This window comes from Proteiniclasticum sediminis (assembly GCF_018128025.1).
In the GTDB taxonomy this organism is placed as follows: domain Bacteria; phylum Bacillota; class Clostridia; order Clostridiales; family Clostridiaceae; genus Proteiniclasticum; species Proteiniclasticum sediminis.
On the sequence record NZ_JAGSCS010000003.1, the window covers coordinates 24,960 to 41,046 of the forward strand.

At 50.8% G+C, this 16,087-nt stretch carries 15 protein-coding genes; 10 read left to right on the forward strand and 5 right to left on the reverse strand.

Annotation, left to right across the window (positions count from 1 at the left end; genetic code table 11):
* Positions 1 to 55: 55 nt before the first annotated feature.
* Both KCG48_RS03170 and KCG48_RS03175 read right to left on the reverse strand, forming a co-directional pair.
* On the reverse strand, positions 56 to 910 hold the full coding sequence (locus KCG48_RS03170; RefSeq protein ID WP_408004694.1) for a 2-oxoacid:ferredoxin oxidoreductase subunit beta: 855 nt from the start codon (positions 908 to 910) through the stop codon (positions 56 to 58).
* Entirely contained in the window at positions 910 to 2,592 is a 1,683-nt protein-coding gene (locus tag KCG48_RS03175; protein ID WP_211799857.1) for a 2-oxoacid:acceptor oxidoreductase subunit alpha, read from the reverse strand. Before KCG48_RS03175 ends, KCG48_RS03170 begins: the two co-directional genes overlap by 1 nt.
* A gap of 582 nt (positions 2,593 to 3,174) precedes the next feature.
* Here KCG48_RS03175 and gcvT point away from each other — a divergent pair.
* From gcvT to KCG48_RS03205, 6 genes are read left to right on the forward strand one after another with little or no spacing between them, the layout of a single operon-like run.
* Positions 3,175 to 4,257, forward strand: coding sequence for a glycine cleavage system aminomethyltransferase GcvT (gene gcvT, locus KCG48_RS03180; RefSeq protein ID WP_211799858.1), 1,083 nt, complete (start codon positions 3,175 to 3,177; stop codon positions 4,255 to 4,257).
* Positions 4,258 to 4,285: 28 nt separating this feature from the next.
* Positions 4,286 to 4,672, forward strand: a complete 387-nt coding sequence (gcvH, locus tag KCG48_RS03185) for a glycine cleavage system protein GcvH (protein WP_211799859.1) — start codon at positions 4,286 to 4,288, stop codon at positions 4,670 to 4,672.
* Positions 4,673 to 4,674: 2 nt separating this feature from the next.
* Positions 4,675 to 6,015: an aminomethyl-transferring glycine dehydrogenase subunit GcvPA gene (gcvPA, locus tag KCG48_RS03190; RefSeq protein WP_211799860.1), complete on the forward strand. Its 1,341-nt coding sequence runs from the start codon at positions 4,675 to 4,677 to the stop codon at positions 6,013 to 6,015.
* Positions 6,012 to 7,469 (forward strand): aminomethyl-transferring glycine dehydrogenase subunit GcvPB, encoded by a 1,458-nt coding sequence (gene gcvPB / locus KCG48_RS03195; RefSeq protein WP_211799861.1) that lies wholly within the window; start codon positions 6,012 to 6,014, stop codon positions 7,467 to 7,469. Before gcvPA ends, gcvPB begins: the two co-directional genes overlap by 4 nt.
* A gap of 2 nt (positions 7,470 to 7,471) precedes the next feature.
* The gene (lpdA, locus tag KCG48_RS03200; RefSeq protein ID WP_211799862.1) at positions 7,472 to 8,854 is read left to right on the forward strand and encodes a dihydrolipoyl dehydrogenase; all 1,383 of its coding nucleotides are present in this window, start codon (positions 7,472 to 7,474) and stop codon (positions 8,852 to 8,854) included.
* 3 nt (positions 8,855 to 8,857) lie between these two features.
* Positions 8,858 to 9,832 (forward strand): lipoate--protein ligase, encoded by a 975-nt coding sequence (locus KCG48_RS03205; RefSeq protein WP_211799863.1) that lies wholly within the window; start codon positions 8,858 to 8,860, stop codon positions 9,830 to 9,832.
* A gap of 113 nt (positions 9,833 to 9,945) precedes the next feature.
* Here KCG48_RS03205 and KCG48_RS14860 read toward each other — a convergent pair whose 3' ends face one another.
* The gene (locus tag KCG48_RS14860; RefSeq protein WP_211799864.1) at positions 9,946 to 10,857 is read right to left on the reverse strand and encodes a CAP domain-containing protein; all 912 of its coding nucleotides are present in this window, start codon (positions 10,855 to 10,857) and stop codon (positions 9,946 to 9,948) included.
* 757 nt (positions 10,858 to 11,614) lie between these two features.
* Between KCG48_RS14860 and msrA the strand changes: the two genes are divergently transcribed.
* On the forward strand, positions 11,615 to 12,094 hold the full coding sequence (gene msrA, locus KCG48_RS03215; protein WP_211799865.1) for a peptide-methionine (S)-S-oxide reductase MsrA: 480 nt from the start codon (positions 11,615 to 11,617) through the stop codon (positions 12,092 to 12,094).
* A gap of 52 nt (positions 12,095 to 12,146) precedes the next feature.
* On the opposite strand, the gene KCG48_RS03220 is transcribed toward msrA, so the two are convergent.
* Positions 12,147 to 12,452, reverse strand: coding sequence for an AzlD domain-containing protein (locus tag KCG48_RS03220; protein ID WP_211799866.1), 306 nt, complete (start codon positions 12,450 to 12,452; stop codon positions 12,147 to 12,149).
* Positions 12,445 to 13,146 (reverse strand): AzlC family ABC transporter permease, encoded by a 702-nt coding sequence (locus KCG48_RS03225; RefSeq protein WP_211799867.1) that lies wholly within the window; start codon positions 13,144 to 13,146, stop codon positions 12,445 to 12,447. Before KCG48_RS03225 ends, KCG48_RS03220 begins: the two co-directional genes overlap by 8 nt.
* Positions 13,147 to 13,602: 456 nt before the next feature.
* Between KCG48_RS03225 and KCG48_RS03230 the strand changes: the two genes are divergently transcribed.
* From KCG48_RS03230 to KCG48_RS03240, 3 genes are read left to right on the forward strand one after another with little or no spacing between them, the layout of a single operon-like run.
* A complete protein-coding gene (locus KCG48_RS03230; RefSeq protein ID WP_211799868.1) occupies positions 13,603 to 13,914 on the forward strand; it encodes a hypothetical protein in 312 nt (103 codons plus the stop codon).
* 27 nt (positions 13,915 to 13,941) lie between these two features.
* The gene (locus tag KCG48_RS03235; RefSeq protein ID WP_211799869.1) at positions 13,942 to 14,997 is read left to right on the forward strand and encodes a V-type ATPase subunit; all 1,056 of its coding nucleotides are present in this window, start codon (positions 13,942 to 13,944) and stop codon (positions 14,995 to 14,997) included.
* 12 nt (positions 14,998 to 15,009) lie between these two features.
* The gene (locus KCG48_RS03240) at positions 15,010 to 16,035 is read left to right on the forward strand and encodes a V-type ATP synthase subunit I domain-containing protein (protein WP_211799870.1); all 1,026 of its coding nucleotides are present in this window, start codon (positions 15,010 to 15,012) and stop codon (positions 16,033 to 16,035) included.
* Positions 16,036 to 16,087 lie beyond the last annotated feature (52 nt).

Below are 16,087 nucleotides of genomic sequence, written 5' to 3' on the forward strand. Positions count from 1 at the left end.
TCCGGTATGCAGTTCAGTTGAAACTGCATACCGGATTTTTGATGGAATCGATGATTTACATGAACTCTCGCAGGAAACTGCGGATCACGTCGGTTTTCACCGGGAGATCCACCAGTGGGGCATCCTGGAGGAAGGGAACCTTGTCCGTGTAGCTTTCCCGGTCTTCCTGATAAAGGATTCCTGTGGGGATTTTATCGCCCCACTCCAGGGCCTTGGTGAAGGCCTGAATTTTGTCTGTGGGATCATAACCGGGGGTATCGTCCAGGCGGTAGACCCGCTTCTTGTACCAGGCAAAGGTGTTCACCTTGTTGAAGGTGACACAGGGCTGGAGGATATCCACCAGAGCATAACCGTTATAGTCCAGGGCAGCCTTCATGACTTTCTTCAGGTGCTCTTTGTCGCCACTGAAGGCCCGGGCCACAAAGCCGCAGCCCAGTCCGATGGCAGCCACCATGGGATTGATGGGATTGGTGTTCACGCCATCGGGGGTGAAGTCCGTCACCAGCCCCAGATCCGAAGTGGGGGAGGACTGGCCTTTGGTGAGGCCGTAGATCTGATTGTCGTGGACAAAGTGGGTGATGTCCGCATTTCGCTTGATGTTATGGATGAAGTGGTTTCCCCCTTCGCCATAGGAGTCGCCGTCGCCGGTGTCCACGATGACCGTGAGATGGTGATTGGCGATTTTTGCCGCGGCAGCCGGAGGAAGTGCTCTTCCGTGGAGCCCCTCAAAGCCGTTGGCGTTGATGTACTGGGGCGTCTTGGCCGCCTGGCCGATGCCGCCCACCACCAGCACCTCATGGGGGTTCTTCCCCATTTCCGTGAGGGCTTCCTTCAGGGCCTCCAGAATGCTGTGATCTCCGCATCCAGGGCACCATGCGGTTTCAAAGGTGAGGAATTCTTTCTTTTCTATCATGAGAGCACCTCCAGAATTTTTTCTTCAATTTCCGTGGCGGACAAGGGGCGTCCGTCATATTTCAGCACGGAACCTTGGGTGGCGATCCCGGTGACTTCACGAATCAGGGACGCCAGCTGACCGGTGGAGTTCTGTTCCACATTAAGAATGGTTTTGGCCTGACCGGCCATTTCACGAAGGAGTTTTTCCGGCAGAGGCCAAACATCCCCGAAGACCAGGGCGCCGAATTTGCCGGGATGGCGGGCATTCAGCAGTTCCACCGCCTCGGACAGGGGACTGTGAAGACTTCCCCAGCCCAGAAGGAGAACCTCCGGGGTTTTGGAACCGAGGAGATCCGGCTCCAGAAGCTCTTCCTTGAGGAGTTCCCACTTGCGGGCACGCTTGTGCACCATCTGGATTCGTACAGCCGACTCCTCGGTGATGTTTCCCATTTCATCATGTTCATCGCTGTCCACATTGACCATGGTGCCGGGGATTTTTCCGGGGATTATCCGCGGAGAGATGCCGGTGTCCGTCAGCGCATACCGCTTATAGACATTTCCGTTTTCCACCACTTCTTCTCCAGCCAAATGGCGGTCGATGGTGACACGGTCCAGATCGAAGGGGGCAACGGTGCGGACGGCATCGGCCATGTACTGATCGCCCAGAAGGATGACGGGAATCTGGTATTTATCCGCCAGGTTGAAGGCTCGGGCGGTCTGGTAGAAGGCATCCTCCGGATGACGCAGGGCAATGACCATTTTAGGGAATTCCCCATGGGAGGAGTTGATCACAAATTTCAGATCGCTCTGCTCCGTTCGGGTGGGCAGTCCCGTGGCTGGACCGGGACGCTGGATCTCGGCAATGACCAGCGGAGTCTCCATGATGCCGGCCAGCCCTACGGCTTCCACCATGAGGGAGAATCCTCCGCCGGAGGTGCCGGTCATGGCCCGGACACCGGCATAGGAAGCCCCGATGGCCATGTTGATGGCCGCAATTTCATCCTCAGCCTGTTCCACCACCACCTGGGCCTCCTTGGACTTGCGAACCAGGTAGCTCATGATGGACGTGGAAGGGGTCATGGGATAGGCGCTGTAGAATTTCATCCCCGCTGCCAGGGCGCCTAAGGCAATGGCTTCATTGGCTTGAATCAGCATATTGGGAGACTTCTTCAAGGTTGGCTCCGAATACCGGGACTCCAGCAGGCCGTGGCCAGCCTGGAATGCCTGGAGATTCTGCTGGACGACATTGGGCGGGAATTTCGCCGCAAGCCAGTCTTCCAAATGCTCCGCATCCATGCCGAAAAGTTGAAGGAGCGCACCCAGGATCACGCTGGACTGCACCTTGGGGTTTCCCGCATCCCTGGCAATGCGCTTCGCCGGGATGGTAATCAGGCGGGGGTCATCGAGCTGGACATCCTCATCCGCCATGATGAATCCGCCGGGGTTCAGCCGGGGAAGATGAAGCTCCACCGTTTCCTGGTTCAGGGCAATGATTCCGTCCAGATCATCCCGGTGGGTCAGCACCGGATCTTCGGAGAAGCGAAGCTGGAAAAAGTTGTGTCCTCCCCGGACCCGAGACATATAGTCCTGCAAAGTAAACAGCTGGTATCCCCGTTTTTGGAGGATTTTCGACAGGGTGGAGCTCAGGGTTTCCATTCCCTGGCCGGCTGCGCCGCCAATGAGAAGGTTGACATTCATAATATTCACCTCTTGATTCATATTTCCCCCATTATAAGCATGAAAACCCCGGATTCTGGCGAAGTCATGAAATTTTTGGACTCTCGTCACGGTTCATTCACAAAAGACATCTTGCGTTCAATGAAAACCTTTAAATTTTGAGAAAACAGAAACAATTTGATACCTTTCATGACGAAATGATAGCGGAAATCCCATTAACAGTTTACTTTTTCATTTTTACTTCAACCTTTGAAAAGACTTGAACAAAAATATGGAGAAGGGAAGGTCGCGATTAAAAGCAAAAACTCGTGCTGTACTAAAAATTGAATTTTAGGGATGAAAGCGAAAAATGAGATAAGAAGCGGAATGAAACAATTTAGAATGAAGAGGTTTGGGCTGGTGGAACACAGAATGGGCAGGGATAACTGAAACGTAAAAACAAAAACAGATGTGAAGAAATCGCATTCCCTGTTCTCGATATTGAAAGTATTGTTAATCTTTATACGGGTTTCGCGTGTAAACTATTACAACATGCTTATTGAATAAAGGAGCAAAAATGCTTATGATGAGAGTGTAGGTTAATTACGGTGAGGAGGTTTTGGATTGGAAAATTTAAAAAGAACACCCTTAGCAGAAGAATATGCAAAATACGGTGGAAAAATCGTTGATTTTGCAGGATGGTACATGCCGGTGGAATTCGAAGGGATTCTGCAGGAACATGAAGCTGTCCGAACGGATGTGGGACTTTTTGATGTGTCCCATATGGGGGAGATCACCGTCAAAGGAAAGGATGCCCTGAAGTTCGTCAACCATCTCATCACAAACAATCTGGAAAAGATTGTGGACAACCAGGTACTCTATACTTATTTATGCCGGGAGAACGGCGGGATCGTCGATGACATTCTGGTGTACCGTTTTTCCCCGGAGGACATTCTTCTGGTGGTGAACGCTTCAAATACGGACAAGGATTATGAATGGGTACTATCTCAAAAGTCCGAAGAAGAAGTGGTCATCGAGAACGTGTCCAATGTGACCGCTCAGCTGGCTCTTCAGGGACCCAATGCTGAAGCGCTTCTTCAAGTGCATACAGAGACGGATCTTTCAGAGATCGGATTTTTCTTTGCCCGCCGCGGCGTGATCATCGACGGTGTGGAGTGCATGGTGTCGAGAACCGGATATACGGGAGAAGACGGATTTGAGATTTATCTGAACAACGAAGATGTGGTGAGCCTCTATACGAATCTCATCGAAGACGGGGCTAAACCCATTGGACTGGGCGCCCGGGATACGCTGCGTTTTGAAGCTAACCTGCCCCTGTACGGCAATGAGCTGAGCGATGAGGTTACCCCCGTGGAAGCCGGTTATGGCTTCTTTGTCAAAGTGGATAAAGAGGAGTTCATCGGGAAAGAGGTCCTAGCCAGACAGAAGGCTGAAGGCGTCAGCCGGAAAATCGTAGGCTTCACCATGACGGACAAGAAGATTCCCCGCCACGGCTACAAAGTGTTTAAAGATGGAGAGGAAATCGGCGTGGTCACCACGGGATACAAATCTCCCACATTAGGTGACATCATCGGGTTAGCCCTGGTGGACAGTCGGTTCTCCAAAATCGGAGAAGAAATCGACATCGAGATCCGGGGAAAGTACTCCAAGGCTATAGTTCGTAACCGCAAGTTCTTAGAACGATAAAATAAGAGATTAAAGGAGAGAGTAAATTATGTCTATCGTATTAGAAGGTCTGTTTTACACCAAGGAGCATGAGTGGGTTCGCGTGGAAGGGGACAAAGCCTATATCGGCATCACCGATTATGCTCAGCATTCCCTGGGCTCCATTGTTTATGTGGAAATGCCATCTGTCGGAGATGAACTGGCTCAGGAAGACAACCTGGGCGTCGTGGAGTCCGTAAAGGCCGCTTCCGATATCTATATGCCCGTTTCCGGAGAAGTGCTGGAAATCAATGAAGAACTGGAGGATAATCCGGCTCTGCTCAATGAGAATGCCTACGATCATCATCTGGTGGTTGTGGCCCTGAAGGACAAGAGTGAACTGGACGACCTGCTGGGAAAAGAGGATTATGAAGCGCTCATCGCCGGGGAGGAATAAGCATGCATCCATATTTGCCCAATACTGCCGAAGATGTTCAGGAAATGCTCCAGGCCATTGGTGTGGAAAGCACAGATGAACTCTTTCTCAGCGTTCCGGAAAGTCTGCGGCTGAAAAATGAATTGAACATGCCTCAGGCAAAATCGGAGATTGAAGTTCGGGGGATCATGAATGAACTGGCGGGGAAAAACACCAGCATCGATGAGTTGGTCTGTTTCCTGGGGGCTGGTTCCTATGATCACTATATTCCGTCGGTGATCCGCCATCTGGTGTCCCGCTCCGAGTTCTATACGGCGTATACGCCGTATCAGCCGGAAATCAGCCAGGGCACCCTGCAAAGTGTATTTGAATATCAGAGCATGATTTGCGCCCTCACTGGGATGGAGGTGTCCAATGTCTCCATGTACGATGCGGCCACATCGGCTGCAGAAGCGGCAATTTTAGCCTCGGTGCAGACCAAGCGGGAAAGGGTCCTAATATCTCGTACCCTCAATCCCGAATACATTAAGGTGCTCGAAACCTATTTGAAGTTCCGAAATGTGGAAATGGACTACATTGCGGAAAAGGACGGGGTTACGGATCTGGAAGATCTGAAAGCCAAGCTCTCCGGGAATATCGCCGGAGTCATCGTCCAGTACCCCAATTTCTACGGAATTGTCGAAGATATCCGTCCCCTGGAAGAAGCTGTCCATGAGAACAAATCCCTGCTCATCATGAGCGTGGATCCCATCGCCCTGGGTGTGCTGAAAAGCCCCGGCGAACTGAAAGCGGACATCGTGGTGGGCGAGGGGCAGGCTCTGGGCCAGAACCTCAATTATGGCGGCCCGGTACTGGGCTTCATGACCGCTTCCACGAAACTTATGCGCAAAATGCCCGGAAGAATCGTCGGCCAGACCCTGGACCGCGATGGAAAGCGAGCCTTCGTGCTTACGCTCCAGGCCCGAGAACAGCATATCCGCCGTTTCAAAGCCACTTCCAATATCTGCTCTGACCAGACTCTCAATTCCATCACCGCGGCCGTCTATATGGCCACGCTGGGAAAAGAAGGAATCAAGGAAGTTGCCGTGCAGTCCTTCAAGAAGGCCCATCATACGGCGAACCTTCTCACTGCCACGGGAAAGTATGAACTGCTCTTCAAACAGCCCTTCTTCAAGGAGTTTGCGGTGAAGTGCCCTGTGCCTGTGGAAACCCTCAATGCCAAACTTCTGGAGAAGGGAATCCTGGGTGGATTTGATCTGAAGAAGTGCAATCCGGATCTGGGAGATGCCATGCTCATTGCCGTGACGGAAAGCCGAACCATGGAAGAGATCCAGAAATTTGTGGAAATCATGGAGGAGATATGATGGCTTACGAGAAACTGATTTTTGAACTCTCGAAACCGGGAAGGCGCGCTTATGCCCTGCCGGAGGACAAGCTTCCGGAAATGAATCTCACGGACTATCTCCCGGAGGATTATCTTCGGGCAGAGAGCCCGGAGTTCCCGGAAGTCAGCGAGCTGGACATTATCCGGCACTACACGCTGCTTTCCAAGAAAAATTACTCCATTGATTCCGGATTCTATCCCTTGGGTTCCTGCACCATGAAGTACAATCCGAAAATCAATGAAGATGTGGCCGCCAATGCCAAGTTTGCCCGGCTCCATCCCCTCCAGCCGGAGGAGACGGTCCAGGGGGCTCTGGAAGTCATGTATCAGGTTCAGGAAAACATTAAGGAAATCTCCGGTATGGATGCAGTGACGCTGCAGCCTGCCGCAGGAGCGCACGGAGAACTCACCGGACTCATGCTCATCAAGAAATACCATGAGATGCGTCAGGATACCAAGCGCAACAAGATTATTGTTCCGGATTCCGCCCATGGAACCAACCCGGCTTCTGTGGCTGTGGCAGGATTTGATGTGGTGGAAGTGCCTTCCCATAAGGATGGCTCCGTGGATATTGATGCGCTGAAGGCTGTGCTCAACGATGAGATCGCAGGATTAATGCTGACGAACCCCAGCACTCTGGGGCTTTTTGAGAAACATATCCAGGAAATTGCCGAACTGGTACATGAAGTGGGCGGTCTCCTGTATTACGACGGCGCCAACATGAATGCCATCATGGGCATTGCCCGACCCGGCGACATGGGCTTCGACGTGCTCCACTACAACCTGCACAAGACCTTCTCCACGCCCCATGGCGGCGGCGGACCTGGATCAGGACCGGTGGCCTGCAAGGCCATGCTGGCCCCCTATCTTCCCGTGCCCGTGGTTGGACTGAAGGAAGGCAAGTATGTGCTGGATTACAGCCGTGAAGACAGTATCGGGAAGGTGAAGAACTTCTTTGGTAACTTTGGGGTTATTCTCCGGGCCTATGTCTATATGCTCTCCATGGGCAGCAACGGCCTGAAAGCTGCCTCCGTCAATGCAGTGCTCAATGCCAACTACATCCGGGCAAGTCTTCAGGATGACTATAAGGTGGCCGTGGATGAGCCCTGCATGCATGAGGTAATCTTTGCGGGACTGAAGGATCGGGTCAATGATATTTCCACCTTGGATGTGGCCAAGCGGATCATCGACTACGGCTATCATCCACCTACCATCTATTTCCCGCTCATTGTGGACAGTTCCCTCATGGTGGAACCCACGGAGACGGAAAGCAAAGAAACCTTGGATGCCTATATTGAAGTGATGAAGCAGATTGCCAAAGAAGCCAAGGAGACTCCTGAACTGCTTAAGGACGCCCCGCATCACTCTCCGGTGAGACGCTTGGATGAAGCTCTGGCGGCACGTCAGCTGGTTCTCCGTTGGACGAAGGAGTAAGTATGGCGGAAAAAGTAATCATTATCGGCGGAGGACCTGGCGGCTATGTGGCCGCCATCCGCTTAAGCCGGCTGGGTTTTGAAACGACGCTGATTGAAAAGGAGCGGATCGGCGGGGTGTGCCTGAATCATGGCTGCATCCCGACCAAAGCTCTTTACCGCAGTGCCCAGGTCTTTCGCACGGCGAAGGAGCTGGATCAGTTCGGTTTGGAACTGCAAGGTGAAGTAAAACCCCAAGGGGAGAAAATCCGTCAGCGTAAAAATGACGTGGTGGATACCCTGGTGGGGGGAATCGAGCAGCTCTTGAAAAGCAGCGGCGTGCAGGTTATCCTCGGGGAAGCGCATATCGAAGGGCCGGGAATGGTCCGGGTAAATGGGGAGATGCTCTCCTATGACAAGCTCATCGTGGCCACGGGATCAACCTCCTTTGTGCCGCCTATTCCGGGGATCGACTCACCGGGGGTGGTCACCAGCACAGAACTCTTGGATGCGGATACGCTCCCGAATCACCTGGTCATCATCGGCGGAGGCATTATCGGTATGGAGTTTGCGGGAATCTTTGCCGCCTTTGGCTGTAAAGTCACGGTTCTGGAAGCTTTGCCCAATATTCTTGCGGGCATGGACAGTGAACTGGTGAAGCGAATGAAGCCCATGCTGAAAAAGCAGGGGATCGAGGTGCACACCGCCATGGCGGTGGAGGAGATCACCGCCCAGGAGGGCGTCCTCACCGTGAAAGCCCAGGGAAAGAAGGACAGACTCGAGCTGACCTGCGACCGCGTATTGGTCGCCACGGGAAGAAAAGCCCGGGTGACGGGTTTTGGCCTTGAGAATCTCCCCGTGGAGATCCAGCGCAAGGGAATAGTCGTGGATGAACACTTCCGAACTACGGCAGAAAATGTCTACGCCATCGGCGACGTCAATGGTCTCTGGCAGCTGGCCCATGTGGCTTCAGCCCAGGGAGAATATGTGGCGGATCTTCTGGCGGGGGAGAAACCGCACCTGGGGAAAAGGGTTCCCGGATGCGTCTTCCTCTTCCCGGAAATGTCCAGCGTAGGCTGGACGGAGGATCGGCTCAAGGAAGAGGGGATTCCCTATAAAAGCAGCAAGTTCATGTTTGGCGCTAACGGAAAGGCCCAGACTTTGGGCGAGCCTGAAGGGCTCATCAAGGTGCTGGCCGATGAGGACAACCGGCTTCTGGGGGTTCATATCCTGGGCCCTCATGCATCGGATCTCATTGCCGAAGCCACCTTGGCCTGCGAGAAAGGAATGCGGGTGGAGGATCTGAAACCCGTGATCCATGCCCATCCCACTTTATCCGAAAGCTTCTATGAAAGCGTCATGGGCCTGACGGGCGATGCCGTGCATATGATACAAACAAGGAGATGACCCATGCGATACATCATCAGTGAAAATACGGACGCCTATTTCAACCTGGCTTCCGAAGAGTATCTGCTAAAACACACCGATGACGAGATTTTCTATCTCTGGCGCAATGATAATGCCATCATCGTGGGAAAGAATCAGAATACCCTCTCGGAAATTAATGTGGACTATGTGAAGGAAAAAGGGATCCGCGTGGTGCGAAGGCTCACCGGCGGGGGAGCGGTATACCACGATTTGGGGAATCTCAACTATACCTTCATTGAAAATAACCGAAAAAGTTTCAATGACTTCCGGGGGTTCAGCGAACCCATCGTGAAAGCGCTCCAGGGACTGGGAATACAGGCGGAGTTCTCTGGAAGAAACGACATGACCATTGAAGGAAAGAAGTTTTCCGGAACAGCCCAGTGTAAACATCGGGAACGGGTCATGCATCATGGCACACTGCTTTTTTCCTCGGTCAAAGCGGATATTTCCGGGGCGTTGAAACCGCGGGACATCAAGTTCACGGATAAGAGTGTGAAATCGGTGGCTTCCCGCATCACCAATATCAGCGATCATTTGGCAAAGCCCATGACCGTCTTGGAGTTTCGGGATTATGTCATGGCATCAGTCACGGGGGATGCCGCTACGGCTCCCACGGGATTTACGCAGGAAGAGACGGAAATGATCACCAAACTGCGGGATGAAAAATACAGTCAATGGTCCTGGAATTTCGGGCAAAGTCCCAAATTCGCCATGACCCGGGAAGAAAAATACCCCGGCGGATTGGTGGAGGTGACCTTGGCTGTGGAACAGGGAATCATCCAGGATATTCGGATCTACGGCGATTTCTTCGGCGTCAAGGAAATCACGGAACTGGAAGGGATCCTTCGGGGAGCTCGCCACGAAGAAGCCCAGCTTCGCCATTTGCTGGCGGATGTGCCTGTGGAGGACTACATGGCTAAAGTATCCCAGGAAGAGCTCCTGGCACTGCTCTTTTAACAAAAAAAACACCAAGCAAGCGGCGGACTTACCCGCCGCTTGTTTGCTTTTCCGTCAGGACCGAAACAAAAAAGCCGTTCATCTTCAAGAGATGAACGGCAGAAAGGGCGAAATCAGCGGAAATGCTGGGTGGCGTAGATGGTGAGCAGGGAACGGTCATACTGACTGAAGTACTGTTTGCCTGTGAGGACGCCTGCCCCCATGATGGTGACGCGGGGATCCAGGATATTGGCCCGATGGCCGGCAGAAGCCATCCACTTCCCCACAATGTACTCCGCGGTGTGCTTGCTCTGATCCGAAGAAGCCAACATATAGATGTTTTCCGCCACGGCATACTTGGTGGTATGGGAGAAGTTGTTGTTCACAAACATTGTTTTGCTGTGATCCCGGGCGGAGCTATAAAGGGTGTTGTCCCACTTGAGAGGCGGGAGTCCCGCTTGCTGGCGGTAGCGGTTGGTGACGGTCAAAATGTCCTTCTCCACCTGAGCCAGGAAGTTATAGGTGGAAGTGCTTTCCGCGGGAGCTGGGGCGGGAGCTGGTGCTTTCACGGGAGCCGGAGCTGGTGCTTTCGCGGGAGCCGGAGTGGAAGTCTTCGTGCTCTTGACAGGAGCAGAAGCTTTTTGAGCAGCGGCCTGGGCTTCGGCTTTGGCTTTTTCTTCCGCAGCCAAGGCGGCAGCGCGGGCCGCTTCTTCCTGCTTTTTCAGTTCAGCCTGAAGCTTCGCCATGTTTTCTAGTTTTTCCAGGTCCACCCGGTTCACCACAGACTTCAGGAAGGCTCTTTCCCGAGCATCCTGTTTTTTGGCGGAGGTGATAAGAATCAGATCCGGATATTTTTGTACAGGTGCAGTAGCGGCGACGGATCGTAGATCGGAAGAAGTTTGGGGAACCTCTTCGGCCATGACGGCAGATCGTTCACTTCCAAGCACTTGTTCGATGCTGGTGGCAATTCCTTCCTTTCCGAAAGAGAGAAAGGAGGTGGCGAGAGTAGACGCGGCCAATAGTCCGATAATCCATTTCTTGTTCAAGGGACACCTCATCATCAATTATTATTCGCTCAACCACATTATGACTTTTATGTTAGCTTTTCAAAAACTTATTGTACTTAAGTTGTAGAATCGAATTAAAATCTTATGGTATTCACAAGAAAAGTCTAGCACAACCCAAAATTACGAACAAATTTTATAAAATGGAGCAGTTTTCATCGAATTTAAATTAAAATTGTCATAAAATCCAAAAATAATGAAGAAGTTTTGTGATTTCAGTTAGTATGAATGAATTGTGTCGAAGTATGCGACGCATATGGGGTGAAAGTGAGCTGGTTGTAAATCGAAAGAGTGATTCTTGTCGCTAAAATGGTGGAATTTGATGAAGAAAAGTTCGCTATTTTGGACTTAATCCATAGGGTTTTGCTATTTTACCGACTTATATCCATACCACTTTGAATTTTACTCAAATACATCATGGATGTTCTGAGCTCTAAGGGATAAGGAGGTTTTATTTTCCTGGATGCCATGGGTGGTGGGAACTTCTCAAGATTTCAAGAGGGGGAACTATCTTCAGCGGTAATGCAAAATGAAGATTAAGGGTTCGAAGAGGAAGCTCAGCGTGGCTCGAGTTCTGATTCGGAATATCATGAAGTTGTCTAGATTTGTCGAAATACGGTGATAATGGCGAGGCCGTTTATTTCTCTCTGTGATTTTTCCCTGGATCTTCAGGGTACGCTGCGCGGTTTTGAGAATTTCTGCTACAATTAATAGAGAGAATAAAGAGGAGGTAATGATATTGAAGACAATTGCATTGGCTGGTGGATGCTTCTGGGGCATTGACGAATTTTTCTCCCGAAAAGAAGGCGTCCTTTTGACAAAATCCGGATATGCCAACGGCACCGTGGAAAACCCTACCTATGAGCAGGTGTGCACTGGGAAGACGGGACATGCTGAAACCGTCTGGGTGGAGTATGATGAAACCGAAACGAATTTGGAGCTCTTGCTCACCAAGTTTTTTAAAGTCATCGATCCCACCAGTCTGAATAAGCAGGGAAATGACGTGGGGACCCAATACCGTACGGGGATCTACTATACCTCGGAAGAGGATCGTCCCGTCATTGAGGCTTTCATCGAGGGACGCCGAGCCAAGTATGCGGCTCCCATCGTGGTGGAAGTGGAACCGTTGAAAAACTTTTACCCGGCAGAAGAGTATCACCAGGACTATTTGAAGAAGAATCCCCGGGGATACTGCCATATCGACTTATCCATCGACTAAAAATAAGGCCTTCCCCATGGATTTTCCATGGGGAAGGCCTTGTGTCTTCTTCCTAACTAAAAACGAGAAGAAGAAGGGTGACAAATCCTGTGGAGAGGAGAATGTTCACCATGATATTCAGTTTGCGCCCAGCAAGGAGAAGAGACATGAGCCCTCCAGCGAAGCCGATTCCCCAGGAGCCCCCCACAGTGAAGATTCCGGGGACGATTAATGCGCCGAGAGCCGCCAAGGGTATGCTGGAGAGAAAACGCTGAAGGACTTTGTTTTTCAGACCGCCTTGATGGATCAGCGCAGGAAGAACACGGGGGATCACGGTGATCAGGGCCATCCCCAATACTGTGTAGAGTTCGTTAGTCAAGGGATTCACCTCCCCAGAGGGCGCCGATGAACGCGCCCAAGAGAATGGCGAAGAGCATGGCGAGCCCCTTGGCCAGGAACAGGCTGAGCAGGGTATTTGCGGCCATGCTGGATAAGGGAATGAAAAGAAGTCGGGCTCGTCCCTGAAGGGCGGAGAGAAGAAGGGTGATAAAGAGGGTATAGATGGCGATGGCCATCCCGGAGGAGACCACTTCGGGAAGGACTTCCCCAAAGAGAATGCCGATCACCGTGCCCAATACCCAGGACAGATACGAGATGAGCATGACGCCCTTTGCATAAGCCGGTTCAGGGGCTTCATCGGCCGAAAGAAGGGCAAAGGTTTCGTCGGTGAGGCCCAGGGACAAGACGAGGCGATCCTTCTGCGAACTGCGGATTTTATGCTGAAAGGAAAGCCCCATGACAAAGTGCCGGAGGTTCAGCATGCCCACGGTGAGGATCATTTCCCAGGGACCGATGCCTAGGGAGAAGAGATTTACGGCCATGAACTGAGCGGCTCCGGCATAAACGAGGACGCTCATGGCCACGAGGATCAGGGGGGAAAGGTTCGCCTGGGTTCCGATGACGCCATAGGCTATGGCAATGGGAAGATATCCGGTGACGATGGGAATGCCTTTTTTCATCCCGTCCTTAAAGGAAGTCGAGGAGATCATTGTGTTCACACCTTTCGTGGTCATCTTTTGTGGAAATTATTACAATTCTACCGCGTAATCCTTGGATATTCAAACTTTATTCATCAAATAAACACGATGCATTTCCCTTCTTATTGACAGATTATTCAAATTTATATGGTTGTTCCCCCTCAGGTTATCCTGTACCATGGGGATAATGGAGGGGATTTTAAGGAAGTGAAAACAGTTCTGATACAAAATGCAGAAAAAAGAAGGAGTTCTGTTGCAAATAATGAGGAATTCACCTTCCTCAGCGGCTAATTTCATCCCACGGTGATAAACCCTCTTAAAATCGCGTAAAACGGCGTAAAAATAGGGTTTTACACCGATAGTTAATTTCTTGACTTTACCAAAAAACAGGAATATATTAGAAAATGTCATTATTGAGGACAGTTTTTTCGTTGTGTTTTCAACGTCTTCCCGGGATGGGGCAGTCCAAAAGATGACGGAAAGGGGGTTAACATGAAAAAAATCATCAGAGAAATTGTCAATGAAGATGAACTCGCCCGCAAGAAGCTGGAAGAAGCCATTGCCGAGCGGGATACCATTGCAGCGAAGCTCAAGGAGCAAGGCAGTTCCATCAACGATACCTATGCGAAACAGGCGGAAGAAACCATTCAAAAGCGCAGGGATGAGTTGAACAAGGAATACGAAGCAAAGGCTGCCACCTTCGAAGCGGAGTATCAGGAAGCCCTGAGCAAACTCATGGATAAATTTGACCGTCAGAAAGAACAATGGATCGAAACGATCTACAACAATTGCCTGAAAGCCTAAGACTATAGAAAAGGAGGGTTTCGGAACATGAAGAACATGGACAGCCCTGCTATCGCATCCAAAGCCAAAGCCATGTATGGGAATCGGTTGAAGCAAGAGGACTATGAAGAACTCATCCGAAAACGAAGTGTTCCGGAGATCGCGGCATACCTGAAGAATGAAACCGACTATGGTGCATCCCTGAAAGATATCTATGAAAATACGATTCATCGCGGCCAGCTGGAACAGCTGATACGACGGCATATGTTTCAGCGGCTCTTGAAGCTGTTGAAATTTTCCCAGCTCACCAAAAATGAGTTTTACAAGATGAATCTGATCCAGCGGGAGATTGACATCATCTTGATGTCTGTCAGAGCATTGACGCCTGATAAATTTGAGGATGATGACCGTTTTGACGATATGGTCATGAGTCTTCCGGTTTTTCTCAATGACTATCTTTCCTTTAACATGGCCGCCTTGCCCAGTGCCAAGACCTTCGGAGATATTTTGAAGGTGCTGGAGCGGACACCGTATCATGGCATCCTCCAGGCTTATCCCCCAGACAAGGAGGGAAAGCTGGACTACACCTCCATGGAGCGGGAACTGCAAAGCTACTATTATGAGTATGTGTTTGAGGTGATCAACCGTACATTCAAAGGGAAACGGAAGAAAGAACTATTGGAGATCTACCGTACCCAGATTGAACTGTCAAACATTACGAAGATCTACCGTTTCAAGAAATTCTTCAAGGTGACCAATGCGGAGATTCGAAAAGCCATGCTGGGGAATAAAACCCGCATGTCCCGGGCCCAGATCGATGAACTCATCGAACTGCCCACGGCGGAAGACGTGCTGAAAGCCCTGGAGAGTTCCAAGTACCATCTCTACATCGATGATGACGATTATGTCTTCATTGAGTATTATGCGAATAAAATCAAGTATAACTTAGCAAAACGCTACATGCATTTTTCGATCGATGCCCCGTTAATCTTTACCGCCTACAGCATCCTTTTTGAAACAGAAGTTCAAAATTTGGTGAATATCATTGAAGGTATACGTTACGAGACCCCCATCGAAGAAATTGAGAAACTTCTGATCTACTAAGGAGGAGCCATCATGGCAAAGACCCAAGCCAAACTGGTCAATATCATCGCGGAGATGAACCACCTGGAAGAGGTACTGGACCGATTTATCGGGCTCTCGGACTTCTATCCGGAACCCGCTGCAAAGCTTGCAGACAGTGTCCACGGACTGACCACGCTGGTTCAGGAAAATCCCTATAAGAAAATGATGGAGCAGCTAAAGTCCCTCCTGGGGATTTTGGACATGGACGTTCAGGAAACGGAGGATTCATCAGCTCCAGCACTTTTGGATCACCCCGAGGAACTCATCGAAAAAATTCAAGCGGATTATACGGACATTCAGTCCAAAATTGAAGAGATTGCCCAGCTGAAGAAAGAAGACGAGGAAATCGAAAACCTGGTGAAACCCATCCTGGATCTGGAAATCTCCCTGGATGAGATCTTCGCCTGCGAGTACATGGTTTCCCGTTTGGGGAAGCTGCCCCTGGACAGTGCCGAGAAACTGGAAGAGTATAAGTCTAAGCCCTTTTTCTGGACTGCGCTGTCCCAGGATTTCCACCACTGCTGGGGGATCTACATGACCACCAACAGCTATGAGCGCGAAGTGGACAATCTTTTCAGCTCCCTTCAATTTGAGCGCATCCACATTCCACATTTCATACACGGAACGCCGGAGGAAGCCCTGGAAGGACTGACCGAGGAAATGAAGAGTTTCCAGCGGAGCCTGGATAAACTCAATCTTCAAAAAGAAGAGCTGCGACAGGAAACCAAAGAGAAGCTGTCAGAGCTCTACCTGGCTTTAGCCCATGCCAGCCTGGTTTTTGAAGCCCGGAAGTTTGTTCTGGTCCTGGGCAACCGTTTTTCCATTTCAGGATTTATCCTGCCGGAGAATATGGATTCCGTCACCAACGCATTTCAGGATCTTCCTTTCGTGGAGATTGAGGTGAGGCCAGCAAGCAGCGACAAGCGGCTGACCCCTCCAACCAAGATGAAGACAAAGAAACATTTTACAAAAGCAAAAACCTTGGCCGATCTTTTCAAGTCTGGGGCAACCCATTAAGACCTTGAGGGCTCGAGGAGGAGAAGTCACCGAATCACGACCACATACAGCG